The following is a 20,002-nucleotide window of genomic DNA, read 5'->3' as shown; positions in this document are numbered from 1 at the left end:
GATTTTCTCTATCGAATGGCATTTGCGCTGACGATTTCAGCGCGTTGCTACTTTTAACGGAATGAACCTTATGCTCAACCGTATTACCGTGCAGCTTCCGGTCGAAGGGCTGCTGTTCTGGAAACTGTCAGGGCGTGAAGCGCTGTCAGAACCTTATGCACTTGGCCTGACGCTGCTGGGCACCGATGCGCGCATGGATCGCAGCCAGCTACTGGGAAAGGCCGTCACTGTGACTGTCCCGACGCAGGATATAACATCGCCGCGCTACTTTAACGGCAAAGTGACCCGCGTTGCGGTGAGCGCCGTGGAGCTGTCCGGCACCCGCTACGCGGTCTATCAACTCAGCGTTGAATCCGACTTATGGCCAATGCAACGTGACCGTAACCTGCGTATTTTCCAGGGGCAGACGGTACCGCAAATTGTCAAAACGCTGCTTTCTGAAAACCAGGTCAATGTCGAAGACAAGCTGACCGGCAGCTATCGCGTCTGGGACTACTGCGTACAGTATCAGGAGAGCAGCTTCGACTTTATCAGCCGCCTGATGGAACTGGAGGGCATCAGCTACTTCTTCCGCCACGAGGCGGAGCGGCATGTTCTGGTGCTAACCGATGCGGCGACCCAGCATCAGCCGTTTGCCGGTTACGAAACCATTCCTTATCACGTGACACCGTCCGGTGGCAGTACGGATGAAGAGGGGATCAGCCAGTGGGCGCTGACCGACAGCGTGACGCCGGGGATCTACAGCCTGGACGATTATGATTTCCGCAAGCCGAATGCCTGGCTGTTTCAGGCCCGGCAGAACCCGGTCTCACCACAACCGGGCAGTATTGATGTGTACGACTGGCCGGGGCGCTTTGTTGAACATGATCATGCGGATTTCTATGCCCGCATCCGCCAGGAGCGCTGGCAGGTGGAACATCAACAGATTCATGGTAGCGCCACGGCACTCGGCATCGCGCCGGGTAACACGTTTACCCTCTATAACGCCCCCTTTTTCAGCGATAACGCGGAATACCTGACCACCGAGGCCAACTACTGGCTGGAAGAGAACAATTACGCCAGCGGTAGTGGCTCGCAAACGATGCACCGCATTGATTTCACGGTGATCCCCTCCACCGTTACATACCGCCCGGCGCAAAAATCGGCCTGGCCGCGTACCTATGGGCCACAGACCGCAAGAGTCGTCGGCCCGCAGGGAGAGAGCATCTGGACCGATCGCTATGGCCGGGTGAAGGTGAAGTTCCACTGGGACAGACTGGCGAAGGGCGACGATACCAGCTCCTGCTGGGTGCGTGTCTCCAGCGCCTGGGCGGGGCAGGGTTTCGGTGGCGTACAGGTGCCACGCGTCGGTGATGAAGTGGTGGTCGATTTTATTAACGGTGACCCGGACAGGCCGATCATCACCGGGCGCGTCTATAACGAAGCCAGCATGCCGCCGTGGGCGCTCCCCGCCGCCGCCACCCAGATGGGGTTCCTCAGCCGTTCGAAAGATGGTTCTTCTGACACCGCCAACGCCCTGCGTTTTGAAGATAAAGCGGGGGAGGAGCAGGTGTGGATCCAGGCCGAACGGAATATGGACACCAACGTTAAGAATGACGAAACGCATACTATTGAGAAGAATCACACCCAGTTCGTTGGTGAGAATGAAACTTTGCGGGTAGTGAAGGATCAGAATACAGGCGTTAAGGGAAATCTCACGAGTCTGACGGGTAATAACCGCGATGATAAGGTCGTGAACACTTTTACGCTTGCCGCAGGTGAAATGTTGCGTATTGAATGCGGACAAAGCGCAATTGAACTGCTCAAGGACGGTACGGTCAGCATAATCGGCAATAACTTTAATTTCACGGCGGCAGAGAGTGCACAAATTAATACGCTTAGTGGCGACCTGCACCTGAATCCCGCCGATGGCAGTGCCGGAACCCTGGCGGTTGGCTCGAATCAACAAACTATCATACAGCAAGAAATAGATAGCTTTTTTACCGTAAAGGCAAATAAATAAAGGGATGCACGATGGCTGATTATATTCTCCAGGAGGCGACACTCGCTTTACCTGATGTATTCAAAGACCGTACGATGAATCTTTTTACCCTCAATGATACAGGTGCCAGTGAATTTACCTTTGTTGTATCTCGTGCGGGGGCGAAAAACGGGGAGACTGTACAGGCTGTTGCGGCGCGTATTGCCCGCGAGCTGGAAGTCACAGTGCCAGAATTTCACATGGAATCGACGCAGCAGAAGTTAATAGATGGCGAGCCAGCCGTTGAGCTTTTTTACCGATTTAAAAATGGCAACGTGTTAATTTTCCAGCGCCAGACCGTTATTATCCTGGATGAACCTTCGGGTGGGAAAAAAGTTGTTTGCTACATTGGCACCTGCCCTGGTGAATTTAGTGAGCTATATCAGAAACAATATCAGGATATTATTGCGAGTATCCGTTTTCACCATAATCAACATGAGGCGACGCTGGGGGAAATGATCCGCCCGGATAATCCGGATCTCTTTTTCGCGCTAGATACAGAAAGTTGTAATCTGGACGTTTTTTCCGGTGTGCAAGCGTTATATAGAAGCCTACCTTTGCAGCGTGCCCGTGAAGGCATCTATTTGCTCTACGCCCAGGACGGTTCGCCGCTGCGTATTGCCCCTGTCCCCGACACGCAGCCGATACGCTACGCCTTATGGTCTGTTGCCACAGTGCCCGGGCATCATCTGGAACAACAGCTCAGTATCTGTCGCACCGTTAACGGGCCGCAGGGACTCGCTTCCCCTGAACAGATATTGGCGTTTCTTACCCGGCAACGGACATCGTCGTAATGACTGCGCTACAGGCTGCAAGGGTCGATGATCCTATAGCCCATACGGCATCGAAATCCTGGATGGTTGTTGGGCTTATCGGTGGTGCCATACTGGGGGCTGCGACAGTCGCAACCGGCGGGCTGGCGCTGGTTGTGGCGTCAGCTGCTGTAGGTGCCTGCGCCGCAGGCGGGTTGGGAGAGGTGCTTGGAAGTATGTCCTGGGCGCCCCGGCATGTCACTGGCACGCTCACTGAGGGATCGCCAAATGTCTATGTGAATAGCCGTAAGGCGATACGCGCGCATCTGTCATTGGGCAAATGTGATGAGCATAGTGGTTCGCCAAAGCGGGTCGCCGAAGGTTCCATTAAGATCTATATCAATAATTATCCGGCAGCGCGGCTAGGAGACAAGCTTACCTGTAGTGCCGAGATTTTTGCCGGGTCGCCCAATGTTTTTTTTGGTGGCGCGAAAGTACAAACAGACGAGATAAGCCCTGAGATTCCGGGTTGGGTGAACTGGGTCATGTTAGGGGTAGGAACCGCGGCACTCGCTGTGGTCGCCACTCCAGCCATCGCTTTACTCAGTACCGCTGGTGCCTTATTGGGGGGGACTGCAGGAAACTGGGCAGGGGGATGGTTGTTTGGTGAGGGCAGTGATGGGCAAAAATGGAGCATGCTGTTCGGCAGCCTGATAGGTGGCGGTGCTGGCATGAAAGGTGGCGCGAAATTTGATGCTGTGCGTGCTGCGCGACTCAGCGCAGAGCCAGTGGCTCCGGACGCTGCTGTGACAGCAATAAACCCGGTAAAACCGGCCATGCCACTCGAAGAAGCGATGCCCGGTTGGGGAGAGACATGGATTGAGAATGGCAGAAAATATGCCGAATTACGCGATCCTTATTTGTCATCTAAACTCACGGATGATCAGGTTGGCGCGCTCTATGGCTATACAACTAACGAAGGCTATACCATGCTTAACCCTGCGTTACGTGGAACGGAGCCTATGACGCCGGGATTGGAGGCATATTCGCAGCATCTATCGGAGGCGATGGATGTGCTTCCGCCAACATCCGGTACGTTCTTACGCGGCGTACGGAGTTTGCCGCCTGAGGTCCTTGATCAGCATGTGCCGGGAAATATTGTCTCCGATCCGGGTTATTTCAGCACGGATATGGTAAAACCTTTTAAAGGCAAAATTCAAATGCAGGTGGAGGGGTATTCTGGTAAACAAATTGACTTTGTATCTGAGTTTAAAGATATTAATTTGGAGACTGAAGTGCTGTTTAAGCCTAACACCAAATTTGAAGTTATCGACAGGGTAGAAAGTCATGGGTTTATCCATATCAAGCTTAAGGAAGTTCAATGATCGATTTACATGCCGATGATTCAGAGATTAATAATTATGTCACCCGTTATATGGAATACCTTCCTTACTCTACGCGTGGACTAACACAAGAAGAGCTGGATAGTCTCGAACCAAAATATAAATATTGGGATCGTACACTTGAGCTTGACGTTAGCGAGAATGTGTCCCGTGATAAAGCGATAGGCGCTTTGGTCGGACTCGCTGTAGGCGATGCAGTGGGTGCAACGCTTGAGTTTAAGCCTCGTGACGTAAACCATGTTCACGATATGATCGGTGGAGGACCGTTTCGTTTGCGTCCTGGTGAATGGACTGATGATACCTCCATGGCATTATGCCTGGCGCAGACCTATCTGCAGGCTAATCGCTTAGATGCTGATCTGTTTTGCCACTTAATGCTTCGATGGTATAGATTTGGTGAAAATAGCAGCAATGGCCGATGTTTTGATATTGGTAATGCTACGCGTTATGCGCTGGAGCAATATTCCCTGCATGGTCTGAAATGGGACACAAAAGCAGCTAATAATTCGGCAGGCAATGCACCCATTATTCGTATTGCGCCTGTCTCAATATTCAGACGAAAGTCTCATCGGGCGATTTATTTTGATTCTAAAGCGCAATGCCATGCGACACATTTTGCACGTGATGCGTTAGACGCCAGTCAGTTTATGGCCCTTATGCTCCATTATCTCATTAGTGGTTACGATAAGGAGATGTCTTTTTCACCACATATATATCCATTACTTTCACGCGTGCTAATCATCAATGCCGGTGAATATAAAGAAAAAAGCCGCGATCAAATTCGCTCCAGTGGTTATGTCATCGATACGCTGGAAGCTGCCATGTGGGCGGTGTGGAACACCGATAATTTCCGTGATGCCATCTTGCTGGCGGCGAACTTGGCCGATGATGCCGACAGCGTGGCGGCGACGGCCGGGCAACTTGCCGGCGCTTTATATGGCTGGTCGGGTATTCCACAAGAATGGAAAGATAAGCTGGTACAGCATGACAGAATTGCATCACTGGCAGCTCAATTGTTTGATCGTGCACCGGATGACTATCCGGGATAATACGTTACTGGGTTATCACTTTTTACAGGCAACCTGATACGACTATGACGATATAGCGCAGCTAACAAGCTGCGCTGGTAATACAATAATTGTACAATTCTGAGCATTCTTTGCACGTTGGTGGCCTTGATGGCGGATCAACATGGCCCCGGCAGTCAGATGATTAAGCTCATCATTGCTCTCAAATGAAAAGGAAATGTTCGGATCCAGTCAATGAGTAAAGAGTACTACACCGCGATTGATTATATCAATGATGTGTTTGATGTTATTAATATTACGGCTTGTAAAGCGCCTGGGTTTTCTCTCTATGTAATAGAAGAAATCAGTTTTAATATAATTCATTTTTTTCTGGAACCGAAAAAGATAAATGCGCAATACATAATGATTTGGGGCCGTTAGCCTTAAAACAATTTGATACGGTTGATCCTGGGCTGTCAAAGAATTTATCCAACGCTAACCGTATCTCTTCGAAAATTGCTTGTAAATTAAAAACGATTTTTCCACACCAGGAGGGAGTTGGTTGTGTGAAAAGAAATGAATGCTAAAAATAAAATATGTCAGGTGAATAAAGCAATGATATCATTTTCTTGTATGTGAGAGAATTATTCAGGATAATGCTATGACTGATGTGTTTTTACTGTTAAGGGAGTCATGGGATTACGACATATATTCCCAAGGCTCAACGTTGGTGATTACTGTTGTTTTTTCAGAATACAATTTGCATTCGCAAATGGATGTGTTTCGTTCTTTTACTATATCGAAAGAGACACTTATCCAATATGAAGAGAGTGGTAATTTTAAAGCATTAGCCAATAAAATTAGAGAGACCTGTCATCGTCACATCTGGAATGAATTAAAACCTCATATTTTTATATCAGGGAAAGATACAGTGGCTAAGTATAAAGATTCAATGACATTGATTGCATCTGTTTGTTAGCCTGATATGCTATTACGTAGCATTATGAATGTGAATCCGCAGTATTTTTGAACAGGGACAATGACCGAACACATGGTAAAACACCTCCGGAAGCAAAAACTCAGCATATGTATTGCGGTTGTGTTACTGATAACAGCCCCTGCTGTGGCGAAAACACCCACAAACAATCTCTGGGATTTTATCGTTTACATTAAGGCTGCAACCCAACATCTGAGGGTGGATACCATTTCGCAGTATCCGTTGTCATTAACCCTGCATGATCAAAATGAGTATGTTAATTTCTATCAGTCGGATGCGGTGGTATTGGATGATGGTAGCCAAATTGACGATATCGACGTGCGCCTGAGGCGAATTCCGAAAGAGCAATCCGCCTTTATCAGCTTTTCACTCAAGGGACAATGCATCACGCTTGCACAGGTCCGTCAGCATTATTCACCGCTAAAGATTACCGATACACCGCGCGGGCATTCGGTTTATGAAGTCACCAGCTATACCGCTATGCTAAATGACGATCAGGACGTGTCGTTCAGTTTTGCTGAAATAAATCCTAAGTGTCTAAGTGGTGTCGTGATCGACCATCGCGAATAACACCTGCCCCAGGGCTATTATCCCTGGAGCGAGGCATCCGCGTTTAACCCTGAGTCTGTAATCTCTTCCCTGCGCTTTCACAAAATATACTTCTGCGAAGTACCGTCCCCCATTCACATATGGTCATTGACAAGCTTTTTCCCCTGTACAAGGTTGTTGCTCACGTGCGTATTTTACTCAGATGAAGGGACCGTCATGAAGACAGGCTTTGTATTTCGTCATGTGCTTTTTGAAGATTTTGATTCGCTTGGCGAATCCTTACTGGAGAAGGGATATCGCTGGCAACATATCGATACCCCGTTCATTGCCTCTCAATGTTTGGCCCATTGGCCGACGATTTACTTATCGTTCTGGACGGGCCGATGAGTATACATGAACAGTCTGTTTACCCTTTCTTCGAGACTGAGATGTCGATCATCCTTGAGCGTCTTACTCACGGTAAATCGGTTATGGGTATCTACTTGGGCGCTCAAGTGATGGTTGCTGCGCTGGGGGCGAAGGTTGCATCAACTACAGGTGCTGCACTGACACGGTGACCGCGTTCATATATCCCAGGTGGCAGGCAACTGGCTGAATAATCTCTCCGCCTGATAGTTTGCCTAGGCGAGTCGGGACAGTTGCGGATACATAAGTGCAATTCAGACTCTGCCGACGTTTTGTCATTTTTCCAGTCGCCGGTAAAGCGTATTGCGTGAAATCACCAGTTTTTTGCCGTCAGGCTGATATTGGCCTGGGCCTCACGGATGGCGATTTGCTCATAGGCAGGGGCAGACAACAGAACGAGCACCACGGGCTGGCGCGCATCGTCGATCCATTGGGGCAGAGTACATTGCTTAAGCGCGACGCTTTTGGCCAGGTGGTGGAAGAGATGGATGCTGTTCGGGGCGTATCACCCGCTATCACTATGATGCCGCAGGTCGCCCACTGCAACTGGAGCGGGCGGAGGGCTGGCAGGAGTCTATCGGCTGGAACTCACGTGGACTACCGGAATACCATATTACCCCGGACGGTAAGCGCCACGAGTTTAGCTGGGATGACGCAGGCCGGCTGGTGGCAACCCGTAACGCGCTAGGGGAAGAGGTGCGCCGTCGCTGGGACAGCCGCGACAGATTAACGGCATTGCAAAATGAAAACGGGGAAGCGTATCACTTTGAGTGGGGTGCGGATTCGCTGCTGCTTGCTGAAACAGGGCTGGACGGTGTCGCAACACAGTATGAATATGATGCCTGCCGACGCACTGTGCGTCGTACTTTCGCCGCCGGGCATTCACAGGCTTTAACGCATGCGTTTCGCTGGGGCAAGGCGGGTCAACTGCTTGCCCGCAGCACGCCGGAAGGGCAGACCCGTTATCACTACTCTGCGAATGGGCAGGTTACGCGAGTGGCGTTACATCCCCCACTGGGTGATGACGTATGGAGTCAGGAAGCTGAACAGGAGCTGATCTTTACCTATGACGCGTTGGGACGTGTTATCAGTGAAGAGGGTGAAAACGGCAGGCTGGGCTGGACTTATGATGCGCTGAACAACCGTACATCGGTGGAGTTACCCGACGGGCGTCATCTGAAATATTTCTATTACGGAAGCGGGCATCTGCTGAGCCTGGCTCTCGATAATCTGCCGATAAGTGACTTTACCCGCGATGAGTTACACCGGGAAGTTGGCCGTACGCAGGGCTTGCTGACAAGCCGCAATGAATACGATCGTCTCGGACGCATCCATCGCCGGGATGTGTTCACCGGCAATGCGCAGCGTCCGGCACCCGCACGCTGGTCACGCCGCTGGGATTACGACTACCGCAACAACCCGGTGCGCGAAGAGCGTGATGATGATCCGTTCAACTGGTGTAACTGGAAATATGACAGCGCCGGGCGTCTGCTGGAACAGGACGGCACGTCCCCCGGAAAAGAGCAGTGGTGCTGGGATGCGGCGGGCAACCCGCTGGATAACAGCCTGCAGCAGTCTGTTCGTCATAACCGTCTCACCCGTTTAAATGGCATTCAGTGGAGCTATGACATTCATGGGCGGACCACCGAAAAAGACAACGGTCAGACGCGCTGGCATTATCGTTACGACGGCGAGCACCGGTTAACCGATGTGGTGGCCGTCCCGAGGGATCGCAACAAACCACAAACGCAGGTCAGTTTCCGCTATGACCCGCTCGGCCGGCGTATCAGCAAAACACGCCAGCAGACGCTGGGGGGCAGGCCGGTAGGAAAGCAGGTGACGACACGTTTTCTGTGGGAAGGTTTTCGCCTGTTGCAGGAAATTCACGACGATGTGCCCCTGACTTATGTCTATAGCGACGCGGAAAGTTATGAACCGCTGGCGCGTATCGATGGCACAGAGGATCCGGATATCTTCTGGTTCCACTGTCAGCCAAACGGTACGCCGGAACGGATGACGGACCGCGAAGGACATATCCGCTGGGAAGGGCAGAACAGCGCGTGGGGGAAACTGCTGCACGAGTCGATACCGCAGGAGACGGGCTATGCGCAGAACCTGCGTATGCAGGGGCAATACCTGGATCGGGAGACCGGGTTGCACCACAATTTGTTCCGTTATTACGACCCGGATAGCGGCAGGTTTACCCGGCAGGACCCGATAGGGGGCTGGCGGGGGGGATAATCCTTTATGCGCATGCGCCGAATCCGTTGGGGGGGATCGATCCTCTTGGATTGAGAAAATGTTCATCATCACGTAAACCTGAAAAGGTAAAATCAAAAGCGACAGGCAGAACGAGGCCCAGGAACAAAAATGAAGAATTTGCTTTAGATCATGTAATAAAACATCCTGAAAACGGTACGGTGATTATTAAAGCGGATCAAATTGGAGAAACTTACTTTAAAGGTAAAGGATGGTCTAAAGTGGAGCAAAAAATGAATGGCGTAATTGTTCATTATATGGCGAAATTTGATAAGCATGGAAGAATGACTCATGTGACTGATTATAAGATTAAGGATTAAACATGAAATTCATCTATAAAGATAGTAATCAAAAAACTTATCACTGGAAGCAGTGCGAGAAATTGAATGCTCCTTTTATAGAGATTAGTCAAGTTGATCGGGAGTATACGAATATATTTTATGATGTTACAACCTCCCAGGTTAATTTGGAAAAACTATCCGAGGATATTAGAGGTATATATATAAGTTATGCCAAATTCTTTATGTGCGAACATCAAATTATTGATGATTTATATGAGCAATATTATTTTTTTAATTTGATAGTAAAGAGTGAGCATGCTGAATTTATTGCTGAAGCATTATATGATTATCTATTTGTAAAATTAAATCCTTAAGGAACATAGACAATTAGAAAACACTAACTCTAAATAACTGCGCGGAATAGGGTTACACTTTTTGCAAGCCCTTGCAGGACAAGGGATTAGAGCTTTTCTCTCCGCTAAGAGGAGCTACGCCGGGCTTGCTATGTTTTGCTCTTGCGTAGCTGCCACATGTTAATAAATGGCAAGTGTAACGGTATTAGACGCAGCTATTTAGTATTTTCATGGGGGGGATCTTGACTGTGAAATGGAGTAACATTATAACCTGTTCAGGTCCTACGACCCGGACAGCGGACGGTTTACGCAGCATGATCCAATAGGGTTGGCGGGGGGATAAACCCTTATCAGTTGCGCCTAACCTTCTTCGTTGGATAGATCCGCTGGGGTTAATGAATTGTGGTATCAAATATGGTGAACTGGATAGCTTAGTCGGCCAACAGGTGTGAAGGCTCGATTAAATGTAAGCCATATAAATACTGAAACGCACGCAAATACCAATATTCAACCTCCCGGATTTATTACCGGAGCTGGTTGTAATCGGGCAAGAGGGCACTTGCTTGGTCGTCAATTAGGTGGCTCTGGTGATGATGTTCGCAATCTAATTACTATTCAACAACGACCGGCCAATACACCAGTGATGAGTGGAATAGAAGGTCGAATAAGGAAGGCTTTGGAACAAGGGGAAGTTGTTGATCTAAACATAACTCCTATTTATCATGGCCCTTCCAGAATACCGGCTGGTATTACAATAAAAGCAGAAGGATCAGGAGGATTCTTCGAACACGTTACAGTACTTAATCCACCGGGAATGTAAATATGCCAATAAATAATCTAATTTCGATACTAACACCACCAGTTTCCCCTTCAGAATCGGGCAAGGTGATGAAATGGCCTTTGATTGAGGATAATTTATCTTTTCCGTCTGATTATGTTGATTTTATAAATACATATGGCTCGGGTCGTATTGCAGAATTTATTGTTATATTTAACCCATTTAGCCAAAATGAAGATGTGAATTTTTTCGAACAATATAAATTTATTTTAGAGGATCTTAATTATCTGATCGAGTCAGATAGCGATTATTATAAATATCAATTATATCCAAAAGATAATGGATTGATTCCAGTGGGAGTTACTGATAATGGTGATTATATTTTTTGGGTTGTAAATTCTAAAGGGAATAGTGATTTATGGGGGACCGCTATTATTCCATCAAGATCACCTGAAGTTGAGTATTCTGACAATGGGCTGACTACTTTTTTAGAAAGTTTATTAGCAAACAGGGTTAAATATAAATCATTTCCCGATAGCTTCCCTCCTGATGTTGTCAAGTTCGAAACTATTTAAAACGAAAGCCGGGAAAGAAATAAATTCTTCCCGGCTTTTTTTATTATCTAATACCCGTTTTGTACACTAAACAAGCACATCCTTAATTCCCTTAACCACCTGTTTATCCTGATAAAGCTGCTCGCGCAGTTCTTGTATTTTGAGAGCCGTGCACTATCATTGGATACACTGAATAAACTATATAAAGTCTATGAAGTTCTCGCTCCTATCCATGCTGATGCGAGGTCAGCAATACCCTGGGTTAACCAACCAGGTAAGTGAACACAGTTAGAGCTTTCTAAATCGATTAGTCAGCTTCTTGCCGAAGGTAAGTTAAGAGAGAAATAAGGTTGAAATGATGAGAGAGTTTTATAATTTTAAACCAAACAAAATTTTATATGATGGGACGGAGGAGAGATTTTATAAATTTAACATGGGAATAATCATTCCCAAAATTGGCAAGTATATAATATTTAATAATATAATGGCGAGGCCTATATGGGAATATGATTCAGTCTTCCAAAAACAAATTTCCGATGAAATCAGCGGTGTTAAAACAATTTCTTATGAAAATGATAATATGCCTTCATATAAATATATGAACTTAGATGTGTATGTATATAGTGATAACATTGATGGTTGTGCTGTAAATATTATTGTCGCTGCAGGTGAAAGCCAACCATCCAGGTTTAAAATAATCTTATTAGGCTATGCGATCGAAAAATAATTCTTTAAAGAAAAGTGTACATTTTCTGTATCTATAAAAATGATTGGGTAACTGTTAGAGGATCCGATATTTTCTGATTCCACTATCGGCCGAACGGTACGCCAGAACGGATGACGGAACGTGGAGGGCATATCCGCTGGGAAGGGCAGAACAGTGCGTGGGGTAAACTGCTGCACGAGTCGATACCGCAGGAGACGGGCTATGCGCAGAACCTGTGTATGCAAGGGCAATACCTGGATCGGGAGACCGGGTTGCACTACAATTTGTTCCGTTATTACGACCCGGATAGCGCCAGGCTTACCCAGCAGGACCCGATAGGGCTGGCGGGGGGATAAATCTTTATCAGTATGGCGTAAATGGGCTCTCTAGAAGAGACCCCCTCGGATTAAAACAAGAAGAAGTTATACGTTATATGAGTAAAGACGAAGCTATTGCATCAGCCTCGGAACGCGGTGGTAAAGGTGGATTAGTTCCTAATAATCGTGGTGATAAAGCCATATGGGTTAACCATGATAGTCGACCTGGATTTAACCCCGGAAATGTAAAATATCGAGCAGTTATAACGGTTAATGACTCTGGAGTAGAACTTCTTAATCAGCATAGTGATATATCTAAAGTTGATTATAAAGAAACAGGATTAAAAGACGGCGTTCTCTCGAAGAGAAATGAACCTGGAGCAAAGGGTATTGGTAAAAATATTCTGGCCAAATTTAATGATAAAATTACTTCATTCCAGATTGAAAGCAAAGATGCTAAAGGAAATTGGAAGAAATGCGGTAAGAGGATTATTTAATGAATTTTGAAATGTATTTGCATAAGATTGAACATTTTATCAATGCGAGAGCCGAGATGAAAAGCTTTGGCGAGTATGTTTATGTACAGGACGAGCCAAATTTGTTTCCTGTTTTTTTAAAAAAAGAAAATGGAAAACTCGCAGAATTGAGCCATTGGCAAACTTGTTTTCCCAAAGGAATGCCCCTGCGTGCGTTGAAGGGATTAGGTTTAAGTGAAGATGAAAGTTACGCGTTCGAAGTTTTCCTCTCGCGACTAGGTTATCTGTTTCAAATTGATAACCGACAGCGTATAGATAAAGATATTTTTATCTTGTTTTATATATACCAACTCGTTTCTTTAAAAAATAACAATGAAGATTACGCAATAAAAGCAAAAAATTTCTTTTTGAGATTTTTATGTTTTGAAATGGGGATGGATTATGATGCTTATGACAAACTATGCGTTACCAGTGACGGGTTCTGTATAAATACTACTCGCAATGATAATGTACCAGTATTGCCTTTGATAGAGCACTTTTATGAACTGGTTGCAAAAGAGAAAAACTACGGCGATATTAAATTAATAAAGAATTATCAAATATCGGTATTGAATTTCTTGTTCATTGAGGATGGTCGGGATAATTATCTACATTTCAATGATACAAATTGCTATCTTAGCGACCCTAATGGCTTTGTATATACTTATAAAAAATCTCAGAAAACCATATATAAAGCCCTGGGGCAGTGCTTTGATAAATATCAGTCTACAGGGAATTTATTAATATCAAATTTTATACTGATGAACTACTCATATTACATCATTAGGAATAATCCTGCCGATCTTAAGTTTTTAAGAAAAAACGTTCCTTCGGAAGTCTTCCAAAAAATTATTTCGGCCATAATATATAGAGGCTTTTTTGTTGATGAGGATGAAATATTTAAATTAATTGGTGAGGAATATAGGGTTATTCCTAAAAGAGATAAAGGGATGTTGTTTAATTTAATCTATTCGATTTAACATACTCGCTTTAATATATTAATATTCGACAGCAATAAGGGGTGACATCATTTCAACGTTGAAGCAGGTGAAGAGGCCTTGCTGTTCAAAGGGGAAGGCATGGTTAATAAAGAACTTTACGGTATTCAATATTGAAAAAAGTCATGGAAAACTCATGCAGAGCATGAATGGATGCCTGTATTAATCGTGCGGATCTTTCGCTTAACCAAAGTGCCATGTGACCTTTCGTTGATGCCCGGCGTCGGAGGTTATGCCAATAAACGCTTAGTGAACCGGAGCGGCATCCGCTGGCGTTACGACATTCACGACCGCACCGTGTAGAAGAATAATGGTCAGACGCGCTGGCACTATCGTTACGACGGCGAGCACCGGTTAACCGATGTGGTGGCAGGCCTGTAAGAAAGCAGGTGACGACACGTTTCTGTGGGAAGGTTTTCGCCTGTTGCAAGAAGTTCACGACGATGTGCCCCTGACTTATGTCTATAGCGACGCGGAAAGTTATGAACCGCTGGCGCGTATCGATGGCACGAAGGATCCGGATATCTTCTGGTTCCACTGTCAGCCAAACGGTACGCCGGAACGGATGACGGACCGTGAAGGAGATATCCGCTGGGAAGGGCAGAACAGCGCGTGGGGTAAACTGCTGCACGAGTCGATACCGCAGGAGACGGGCTATGCGCAGAACCTGCGTATGCAGGGGCAATACCTGGATCGTGAGACCGGGTTGCACTACAATTTGTTCCGTTATTACGACCCGGATAGCGGCAGGTTCACCCAGCAGGACCCGATAGGGCTGGCGGGGGGATTAAACCTCTACCAATATGCTCCGAATCCGTTAGGTTGGATCGATCCGTTAGGTCTCACGTGTATACCAAATAAAGTAAGTGGGGATGCCCGAGAAGCGAAGCTGTTAAAACGATTGCAAAATATGTTTGGCAAAGAAAATGTTATTAGTCAGCGACATTTACGTAATGCTGACGGGAAAATGGTTGGCCTTGTTGATGATATAGTTCAGGAAGGTAGAAAAGGTTCTCGTATTCTTGATTTTGTAGTTAAAACGAAAGATGGCTGGAAAGGGATAGAAGTAACAAGTAAAACAGCTCCCAAAATAGTTCAATCTGCAAAAGAAGAAATTATTCGGGCCTCTGGTGGTAATTTTGTTCGCCATCCTGTGGCTAAAGAGTTAATTGAACTTTCTGATGATATATCTCGAATAATACGCCTTGACTAGTGGAGATGAATATGAGTGTATTAAGGTTTAACTATTCAACCTTGTTGAAAAGAAATAAGAGCTTATCTTATCGTGAGCAAATCACTAAGATAACTAAAGTATTGATGACTTTTCTTAAGGAAAATAACTTGATTTATTTAGAACCATTTAAGGATGACGGGGAAGTAAAGGACGACCTAGTGTTATACAGTTCTGATCTAACTGATTTGGGTAATCTTTTATTTAAAGAATACTATCCTAAATGGTCTGCATATATAGATCGTGGTGGGGATGTAAGTAATACAAAAATATTAAATGATGGTTTGAATATACTGAAAAGCAAATAAAATATAAAGCCGGGTAAGAAATCAAATCTTCCCGGCTTTTTTATTACTTAAATGTCGTTCAATTCACTAAACAAGCGCTTCTTTAATTTCCTTAACCACCTGTTTAGCCTGATAAAGCTGCTCACGCAGTTCCTGCACTTCGTTATTGTCAGCGATGATGGTCAGGCACCCCTCCAAAATCTTCACCGTCACGCCGCGTCCGATCTCAAATCCCGCCTCTTTTAACCAGTCGCCTTTGAGGGTCCGGCTGGGGTGGGATGAATAGTAGGTTTTAGTAATATTCCGGCGGTTTTCGTGGCGGACTCTGACATAGCTGACTTTGTAGCGGCGCTGTGTTTTGGAAATGGTGACTTCTGGCTTAAAATAGCCTAATGCAGATAAGGGACTATCAGGGTGTGGTGGTAGCGTGTCTGTATGATGCAGGTGTTTTTAGCATGTTACGGTGAAAACTGGCGGTACGATTGGCGCAAGGGATAGAATTGTTCCGATGACCCGATAGGGCTAAATGGAGGTATCAACCTTTATGGTTACGCGCCTAACCCATTAAGCTGGATCGATCCACTTGGACTGTTTTGCGGTGTAGCCAAAAATGCTAAATGGAATAAGTCTAGGCAGGGAGTTGAAGGACATGGATTGAGAGATCATTATGCTAAGCATGGTGATCAAGTTGGAGCTGGTTCAGTTAGAGAATATGATTTCAGTGCCAGAACTACTATCCAAGATGGTAGGAAATTTACTTATAGAGATAGATATACTAATAAACCGAGAGTCGGTTATTACGACCCCAATACTGGTTTATTTACAGCAACAAGTCAAACAGGTAAAACACCTACTATACTTACTCACTTTCCTGAAAGCTGGGATAATCTGAGAAAATCACCTGGTTTTTCAGTGCCGAATTAGCGAGGTTGATCCATGCCAGATAAAATGAGCAATATTGTTCAGTTAATAAACAAAGGGTATCGGCTACCCCATGATATTGAAGTCGTGGCTGGGGAGATATACTCAGCATTACAGCACAAAGAATTAACGAGTGACGATGTGATTAATGAATTTATTAATAGCGTTGTGACGTCTAAATACAAGGATATTGTTGAAATTACATATAATTATATGAATAGGTTGATTTATTCTGGTAATAATTTACTGCATGAGGAATTTTTGAAAGTGTTACATTTATTTGACTCAATAAATACATTGCCTTTTTTAGGCCTGAATGTATCTGCTGAAATTACAGAGAAATCTGATGCCGATATGATTTTCTTTCTAAAAAAATATGATAAATGGGCCAGAAGAATTATTTCTAAATATATTTTAGGTAAGCAATGGTGGCAAAGGATTGTTTATTAAAAATAATGCAAATAAGTATAGGTAAGCAATTGGTTTATTAATGCTCCATAATCACATGCTGCGCATGATAAAGCTGTTTGTGCGACTCTTGTATTACCATTATTGTCTACTCATATATCCGTCGAAGATCCACTGCGTGGCGATAAGGTCTTCTTCCGGTCAGCATTTCTTAAGATACTACGTTGTTAGGGCGGCATGAATAGTACATGGTTATACGGTTTGCGTAACAGATTCTGATATAGCCAACTTTATAATTCTATTATGTTTTTGAATTTATTTTTACTTGCTAACACACTGATTAAAAATAAAATAATCTAAGTTATCTGAATATGTCGATTGCGGATGTACTATGACGTAGTAGTCCCAGAATGGTACGAACGAAACTGGTAGTATCAATTGACGGGAGGGTAGATTCGTCGCCTTGATCCGACCGGGCCGACGGGGGATAAACCTTTACCGGTATGCGCCGGATGCGCCTAATCCGCTTAGTTGGATCGAACCGCTGGGGTTAAGTTGTTCTTTTGATAGTAAATCAAATCGTTAGCGAAATTATGAGACTGGACGTTTTACTAAACGACCAAACGATCCTTCTGAATTAGTAAATAATGGTAGAATTAACAAAACCGATATTGATGCCTGGGCAAGTCAAGGCGGTATTCCTAATACATGGGGACATGATCCAGTAAAATTCCCTGGAGGTGGATTCAAATATGATGCAGGTAGTTATACCGTACATGGTCGTGGCGCTAATCCATTAGCGGCAGCCAAATTCCCTAACTCCAATGCTGCAAATGGCCCAACAGTAAGTATGAAAAATACTTCGACTGGAGAGGTCTTTAGAACTGATGGTACATTGGGAACGTTCAAATTAGATCCAATGGTGCCCATATCCCTCTTGATGGTTCATCTTATTAAGATATTAATATGAAATTACGAGAAATAAAGGATAAAGTCTCATCTCTTCCTACGGTAATGGATATGTCTGATGAGCTATTGATAATTAGTATTTTAATGACCGTTGAATCAGATGACTTAATCGAAAACAAAGATGTTTTTAAATGCATAATAAGGTCATTAGAGTTGTCATATACTGATTATGGTTTTATGGAGTTGACAGAGGAAAATGAGAGTATATTTATTGGGTTTTATTATTGGTTGAAAAAAATAGATAATAAATTTAATTTGGGATTAAATGAAAATACTATAGATAATTTTAGTTTGACTGTTGAAGATATTAAAAAACTGATGCCATAAGTAACCAAAGCAGTTATGCTGATGCTGTACTTCATGTTCATATTGAAACAGTCCCAACATCCAGTGTTTCTAATGGGAATTATCGCCCACGAGACGTGACTGGCAGACATACAGCCACTGGTGGGATTTCTGACCGAGGAACTAATCCGCATCATAACGCTGATGTTCACATTCCAATGGCTCCGGGACGCTTCCCGTATAATTAATGTGAGGTTTTATGGATATCCGACATCAATATAATGAAGCTTTAAATAAGTTAGAAGAACATGTTAATGATGGGTTGAGAGATTTAATAAACATATATTGTGTGGCTATTGATTCGTTTGAAAATGACATTGTTGATTCTATCGCTTTATACGTGATTGATATGGGTAATAAAGACACTTGTCGATATCTAGAAGAGATATTATCAGTAAAAGAAGATCCTTATTTAGTAAAAGAATTTAATGAGTGGATAAAAGAAATTAAGAAAAAAAATTAAAATAAAAAGCCGGGCAAGGAACTAAATCTTCCCGACTTTTTATATTATCGTTCAGTCCACTAAACAAGCACGTCCTTAATCCCCTTAACTACCTATTTAGCTTGATAAAGCTGCTCGCGCAGTTCTTGTATCTTGCTGTTATCCTCCAGGGGATAGTACCTTTCTCAGAAACTACTATGATGACGGTCCACCCGGTCTCAAGTCCTGCCGCTTTTGGCCAGTGTGTTAGAGAAGCTGGCTGTGGCTGAATGAATAACCGACGGGGACTCCGTTATTACGACCCGGATAGCGCCAGGTTTACCCAGCAGGACCCGATAGGGCTGGCGGGGGGGTTAATCTTTATCAGTATGCGCCTAATACGCTGGGGTGGATCGATCCTCTTGGTCTTAAATGTTCTCATTCAGCAAAGAATCCGAAGGAATTCCACGCAGCTATAAATGATAAGTGGGGTCATAAAATGACACCCGCTGATATGAGAGAAGTACAAAAGACAATTGACAATATTAAATTAAATAGACCTGCTTATTCTCGGGATGGCATACCATTTGAGAATAATTTTAAGATATCACCTGATAGTCAACGCCTTAATACTGGAAGTTGCCCCTATAGAGAATGGACTGTAAAAACCCCTGGTGTTGGAAACCGAGGGGCCTGGCGCATTGTTGTTGATACAAAAACAGGTCAAGCATACTATAGTCATGATCATTACAACTCGTTCATAGAGATAGATCTTGGAGGATGGAAGTAATGAAAATAATTACTTTATCTATTGATTTTAAAGAAATAAATAATGCTGCTGAATTTCATGATAAATTTAAGCAGCTGTTTGGTTTTCCTGATTTTTATGGTAACAATTTTCATGCGTTTATTGATTGCCTTACCAGCTTGAGAATCCCGGAAGAAGGAATGACATCTATAAATATAAAGCAGAATGAATATATATTACTTGAAGTTAATAATATCAATCAGTTGCCTGATAATCTTAAACACGATTTTCTCTTGTCAATACAAGAAGTAAATAGTAGAAGTATTTTATTTGGTGAGAAGGCCTCTATATTATTACTGCTTTGTAAGTCTTAAAAGTAACAACAAAAAAACCGGGTAGAAAATTAAATCTTCCCGGCTTTTTTATTATTTAATCCCTAGTCAATCCACTAAATAAGCACGTCTTTAATTCCCTTAACCACCTGTTCAGCCTGGTAAAGTAGTTCCCTCAACTCCTGCACCTCGTTACCCTTTGCCATCAGCACAATACATCCCTCCGAGATCCTGACCGTCACGCCCCGCCCGGTCTCAAATCCCGCCTCTTTTAACCAGTTGCCCTTGAGGGTCAGGCTGGGGTGGGATGAATAGTAGGTTTGGTAATGTTCCGTCGGTTTTCGTGGCGGACTCTGACATCGCTGGCTTTGTAGCGACGCTGTGTCTTGGAAAGGGTGACTTCTGGCTTAGAATAGCTCGGTGCAGATAAGGGAATATCAGGGTGT

22 protein-coding genes and 7 pseudogenes are annotated in these 20,002 nt (G+C 44.6%); 27 read left to right on the top strand and 2 right to left on the bottom strand.

What is annotated here, in order from left to right; translation table 11 throughout:
• Positions 1–70: 70 nt before the first annotated feature.
• From C5523_RS16090 to C5523_RS16010, 19 genes and pseudogenes are all read left to right on the top strand, one after another.
• The gene (locus C5523_RS16090) at positions 71–2,002 is read left to right on the top strand and encodes a type VI secretion system Vgr family protein (protein ID WP_071195244.1); all 1,932 of its coding nucleotides are present in this window, start codon (positions 71–73) and stop codon (positions 2,000–2,002) included.
• An 11-nt stretch (positions 2,003–2,013) separates the two neighbouring features.
• Positions 2,014–2,814 (top strand): DcrB-related protein, encoded by an 801-nt coding sequence (locus C5523_RS16085; RefSeq protein WP_108701524.1) that lies wholly within the window; start codon positions 2,014–2,016, stop codon positions 2,812–2,814.
• Positions 2,814–4,157, top strand: coding sequence for a PAAR domain-containing protein (locus C5523_RS16080; protein WP_071195246.1), 1,344 nt, complete (start codon positions 2,814–2,816; stop codon positions 4,155–4,157). Before C5523_RS16085 ends, C5523_RS16080 begins: the two co-directional genes overlap by 1 nt.
• Positions 4,154–5,224: an ADP-ribosylarginine hydrolase Tri1 gene (tri1, locus tag C5523_RS16075; protein WP_071195247.1), complete on the top strand. Its 1,071-nt coding sequence runs from the start codon at positions 4,154–4,156 to the stop codon at positions 5,222–5,224. The genes C5523_RS16080 and tri1 overlap by 4 nt, the downstream gene beginning before the upstream one ends.
• 619 nt (positions 5,225–5,843) lie before the next feature.
• Positions 5,844–6,161, top strand: a complete 318-nt coding sequence (locus tag C5523_RS16065) for a hypothetical protein (protein ID WP_071195249.1) — start codon at positions 5,844–5,846, stop codon at positions 6,159–6,161.
• Between the two features lie 60 nt (positions 6,162–6,221).
• Positions 6,222–6,749, top strand: a complete 528-nt coding sequence (locus C5523_RS16060; protein ID WP_083381247.1) for a hypothetical protein — start codon at positions 6,222–6,224, stop codon at positions 6,747–6,749.
• Positions 6,750–6,944: 195 nt separating this feature from the next.
• On the top strand, positions 6,945–7,115 hold the full coding sequence (locus C5523_RS27470) for a hypothetical protein (protein ID WP_158276525.1): 171 nt from the start codon (positions 6,945–6,947) through the stop codon (positions 7,113–7,115).
• Positions 7,112–7,285 carry a hypothetical protein gene (locus C5523_RS27465; RefSeq protein WP_158276524.1) on the top strand — a complete coding sequence of 58 codons (174 nt, stop codon included), beginning with the start codon at positions 7,112–7,114 and terminating at the stop codon, positions 7,283–7,285. Before C5523_RS27470 ends, C5523_RS27465 begins: the two co-directional genes overlap by 4 nt.
• Before the next feature lie 242 nt (positions 7,286–7,527).
• Positions 7,528–9,712 (top strand): annotated as a pseudogene (locus C5523_RS16055) (RHS repeat-associated core domain-containing protein); the annotation flags it as partial.
• A 2-nt stretch (positions 9,713–9,714) separates the two neighbouring features.
• Positions 9,715–10,047, top strand: coding sequence for a hypothetical protein (locus C5523_RS16050; RefSeq protein WP_108701523.1), 333 nt, complete (start codon positions 9,715–9,717; stop codon positions 10,045–10,047).
• 241 nt (positions 10,048–10,288) lie between these two features.
• A pseudogene (locus C5523_RS16045) lies at positions 10,289–10,846 on the top strand (DNA/RNA non-specific endonuclease); the annotation flags it as partial.
• Between the two features lie 2 nt (positions 10,847–10,848).
• Positions 10,849–11,379, top strand: a complete 531-nt coding sequence (locus C5523_RS16040; RefSeq protein WP_108701522.1) for an SMI1/KNR4 family protein — start codon at positions 10,849–10,851, stop codon at positions 11,377–11,379.
• 132 nt (positions 11,380–11,511) lie between these two features.
• A complete protein-coding gene (locus C5523_RS28020; protein WP_223878712.1) occupies positions 11,512–11,640 on the top strand; it encodes a glycohydrolase toxin TNT-related protein in 129 nt (42 codons plus the stop codon).
• Between the two features lie 73 nt (positions 11,641–11,713).
• Complete coding sequence (locus C5523_RS16030) at positions 11,714–12,085, top strand: hypothetical protein (protein ID WP_125124877.1); 372 nt, start codon at positions 11,714–11,716, stop codon at positions 12,083–12,085.
• 77 nt (positions 12,086–12,162) lie between these two features.
• A pseudogene (locus tag C5523_RS27755) lies at positions 12,163–12,474 on the top strand (RHS repeat-associated core domain-containing protein); the annotation flags it as partial.
• A 23-nt stretch (positions 12,475–12,497) separates the two neighbouring features.
• The gene (locus C5523_RS27750; RefSeq protein ID WP_223878815.1) at positions 12,498–12,878 is read left to right on the top strand and encodes a hypothetical protein; all 381 of its coding nucleotides are present in this window, start codon (positions 12,498–12,500) and stop codon (positions 12,876–12,878) included.
• Positions 12,878–13,876 carry a hypothetical protein gene (locus C5523_RS16020; protein WP_108701519.1) on the top strand — a complete coding sequence of 333 codons (999 nt, stop codon included), beginning with the start codon at positions 12,878–12,880 and terminating at the stop codon, positions 13,874–13,876. Before C5523_RS27750 ends, C5523_RS16020 begins: the two co-directional genes overlap by 1 nt.
• A 255-nt stretch (positions 13,877–14,131) precedes the next feature.
• Positions 14,132–14,741 (top strand): annotated as a pseudogene (locus C5523_RS27940) (RHS repeat-associated core domain-containing protein); the annotation flags it as partial.
• 377 nt (positions 14,742–15,118) lie between these two features.
• Positions 15,119–15,433, top strand: coding sequence for a hypothetical protein (locus C5523_RS16010; protein ID WP_108701518.1), 315 nt, complete (start codon positions 15,119–15,121; stop codon positions 15,431–15,433).
• Positions 15,434–15,499: 66 nt separating this feature from the next.
• Here C5523_RS16010 and C5523_RS16005 read toward each other — a convergent pair whose 3' ends face one another.
• Positions 15,500–15,778 (bottom strand): SymE family type I addiction module toxin, encoded by a 279-nt coding sequence (locus C5523_RS16005; RefSeq protein WP_223878804.1) that lies wholly within the window; start codon positions 15,776–15,778, stop codon positions 15,500–15,502.
• 144 nt (positions 15,779–15,922) lie between these two features.
• Here C5523_RS16005 and C5523_RS27740 point away from each other — a divergent pair.
• From C5523_RS27740 to C5523_RS15970, 8 genes and pseudogenes are all read left to right on the top strand, one after another.
• Positions 15,923–16,003 (top strand): annotated as a pseudogene (locus C5523_RS27740) (RHS repeat-associated core domain-containing protein); the annotation flags it as partial.
• Between the two features lie 63 nt (positions 16,004–16,066).
• Complete coding sequence (locus C5523_RS15995; protein WP_155525405.1) at positions 16,067–16,336, top strand: hypothetical protein; 270 nt, start codon at positions 16,067–16,069, stop codon at positions 16,334–16,336.
• A 12-nt stretch (positions 16,337–16,348) separates the two neighbouring features.
• Positions 16,349–16,783: a hypothetical protein gene (locus tag C5523_RS15990; RefSeq protein WP_108701515.1), complete on the top strand. Its 435-nt coding sequence runs from the start codon at positions 16,349–16,351 to the stop codon at positions 16,781–16,783.
• A 924-nt stretch (positions 16,784–17,707) separates the two neighbouring features.
• The gene (locus C5523_RS15985; RefSeq protein ID WP_155525404.1) at positions 17,708–18,037 is read left to right on the top strand and encodes a hypothetical protein; all 330 of its coding nucleotides are present in this window, start codon (positions 17,708–17,710) and stop codon (positions 18,035–18,037) included.
• 217 nt (positions 18,038–18,254) lie between these two features.
• Entirely contained in the window at positions 18,255–18,518 is a 264-nt protein-coding gene (locus C5523_RS15980) for a hypothetical protein (RefSeq protein ID WP_108701513.1), read from the top strand.
• Positions 18,519–18,787: 269 nt separating this feature from the next.
• Positions 18,788–18,909, top strand: a pseudogene (locus C5523_RS28015) (RHS repeat-associated core domain-containing protein); the annotation flags it as partial.
• A 66-nt stretch (positions 18,910–18,975) separates the two neighbouring features.
• The gene (locus C5523_RS27735; protein ID WP_223878711.1) at positions 18,976–19,266 is read left to right on the top strand and encodes a ribonuclease domain-containing protein; all 291 of its coding nucleotides are present in this window, start codon (positions 18,976–18,978) and stop codon (positions 19,264–19,266) included.
• Positions 19,266–19,598 (top strand): barstar family protein, encoded by a 333-nt coding sequence (locus C5523_RS15970; RefSeq protein WP_108701512.1) that lies wholly within the window; start codon positions 19,266–19,268, stop codon positions 19,596–19,598. The genes C5523_RS27735 and C5523_RS15970 overlap by 1 nt, the downstream gene beginning before the upstream one ends.
• Positions 19,599–19,672: 74 nt before the next feature.
• On the opposite strand, the pseudogene C5523_RS27545 reads toward C5523_RS15970, so the two are convergent.
• A pseudogene (locus tag C5523_RS27545) lies at positions 19,673–19,992 on the bottom strand (SymE family type I addiction module toxin).
• Between the last annotated feature and the right edge of the window lie 10 nt (positions 19,993–20,002).

Source organism: Phytobacter sp. SCO41, from assembly GCF_003073275.1.
GTDB lineage: Bacteria > Pseudomonadota > Gammaproteobacteria > Enterobacterales > Enterobacteriaceae > Phytobacter > Phytobacter diazotrophicus.
Note: the sequence above shows the minus strand (reverse complement) of the source record. Positions and strands in the feature narration are given on the sequence as shown.

Excerpts from the sequence above, each read along its gene's own strand:
- C5523_RS16080 (WP_071195246.1), top strand. The coding sequence starts at position 2,814 with ATGACTGCGCTACAGGCTGCAAGGGTCGATGATCCTATAGCCCATACG.
- C5523_RS16090 (WP_071195244.1), top strand. The coding sequence starts at position 71 with ATGCTCAACCGTATTACCGTGCAGCTTCCGGTCGAAGGGCTGCTGTTC.
- tri1 (WP_071195247.1), top strand. The coding sequence starts at position 4,154 with ATGATCGATTTACATGCCGATGATTCAGAGATTAATAATTATGTCACC.
- C5523_RS15990 (WP_108701515.1), top strand. The coding sequence starts at position 16,349 with ATGCCAGATAAAATGAGCAATATTGTTCAGTTAATAAACAAAGGGTAT.
- C5523_RS16085 (WP_108701524.1), top strand. The coding sequence starts at position 2,014 with ATGGCTGATTATATTCTCCAGGAGGCGACACTCGCTTTACCTGATGTA.
- C5523_RS27470 (WP_158276525.1), top strand. The coding sequence starts at position 6,945 with ATGAAGACAGGCTTTGTATTTCGTCATGTGCTTTTTGAAGATTTTGAT.
- C5523_RS15970 (WP_108701512.1), top strand. The coding sequence starts at position 19,266 with ATGAAAATAATTACTTTATCTATTGATTTTAAAGAAATAAATAATGCT.
- C5523_RS16065 (WP_071195249.1), top strand. The coding sequence starts at position 5,844 with ATGACTGATGTGTTTTTACTGTTAAGGGAGTCATGGGATTACGACATA.
- C5523_RS16050 (WP_108701523.1), top strand. The coding sequence starts at position 9,715 with ATGAAATTCATCTATAAAGATAGTAATCAAAAAACTTATCACTGGAAG.
- C5523_RS27735 (WP_223878711.1), top strand. The coding sequence starts at position 18,976 with ATGACACCCGCTGATATGAGAGAAGTACAAAAGACAATTGACAATATT.
- C5523_RS15985 (WP_155525404.1), top strand. The coding sequence starts at position 17,708 with ATGAAATTACGAGAAATAAAGGATAAAGTCTCATCTCTTCCTACGGTA.
- C5523_RS16030 (WP_125124877.1), top strand. The coding sequence starts at position 11,714 with ATGATGAGAGAGTTTTATAATTTTAAACCAAACAAAATTTTATATGAT.
- C5523_RS15980 (WP_108701513.1), top strand. The coding sequence starts at position 18,255 with ATGGATATCCGACATCAATATAATGAAGCTTTAAATAAGTTAGAAGAA.
- C5523_RS16040 (WP_108701522.1), top strand. The coding sequence starts at position 10,849 with ATGCCAATAAATAATCTAATTTCGATACTAACACCACCAGTTTCCCCT.
- C5523_RS16010 (WP_108701518.1), top strand. The coding sequence starts at position 15,119 with ATGAGTGTATTAAGGTTTAACTATTCAACCTTGTTGAAAAGAAATAAG.
- C5523_RS27465 (WP_158276524.1), top strand. The coding sequence starts at position 7,112 with ATGAGTATACATGAACAGTCTGTTTACCCTTTCTTCGAGACTGAGATG.
- C5523_RS27750 (WP_223878815.1), top strand. The coding sequence starts at position 12,498 with ATGAGTAAAGACGAAGCTATTGCATCAGCCTCGGAACGCGGTGGTAAA.
- C5523_RS16020 (WP_108701519.1), top strand. The coding sequence starts at position 12,878 with ATGAATTTTGAAATGTATTTGCATAAGATTGAACATTTTATCAATGCG.
- C5523_RS16060 (WP_083381247.1), top strand. The coding sequence starts at position 6,222 with ATGACCGAACACATGGTAAAACACCTCCGGAAGCAAAAACTCAGCATA.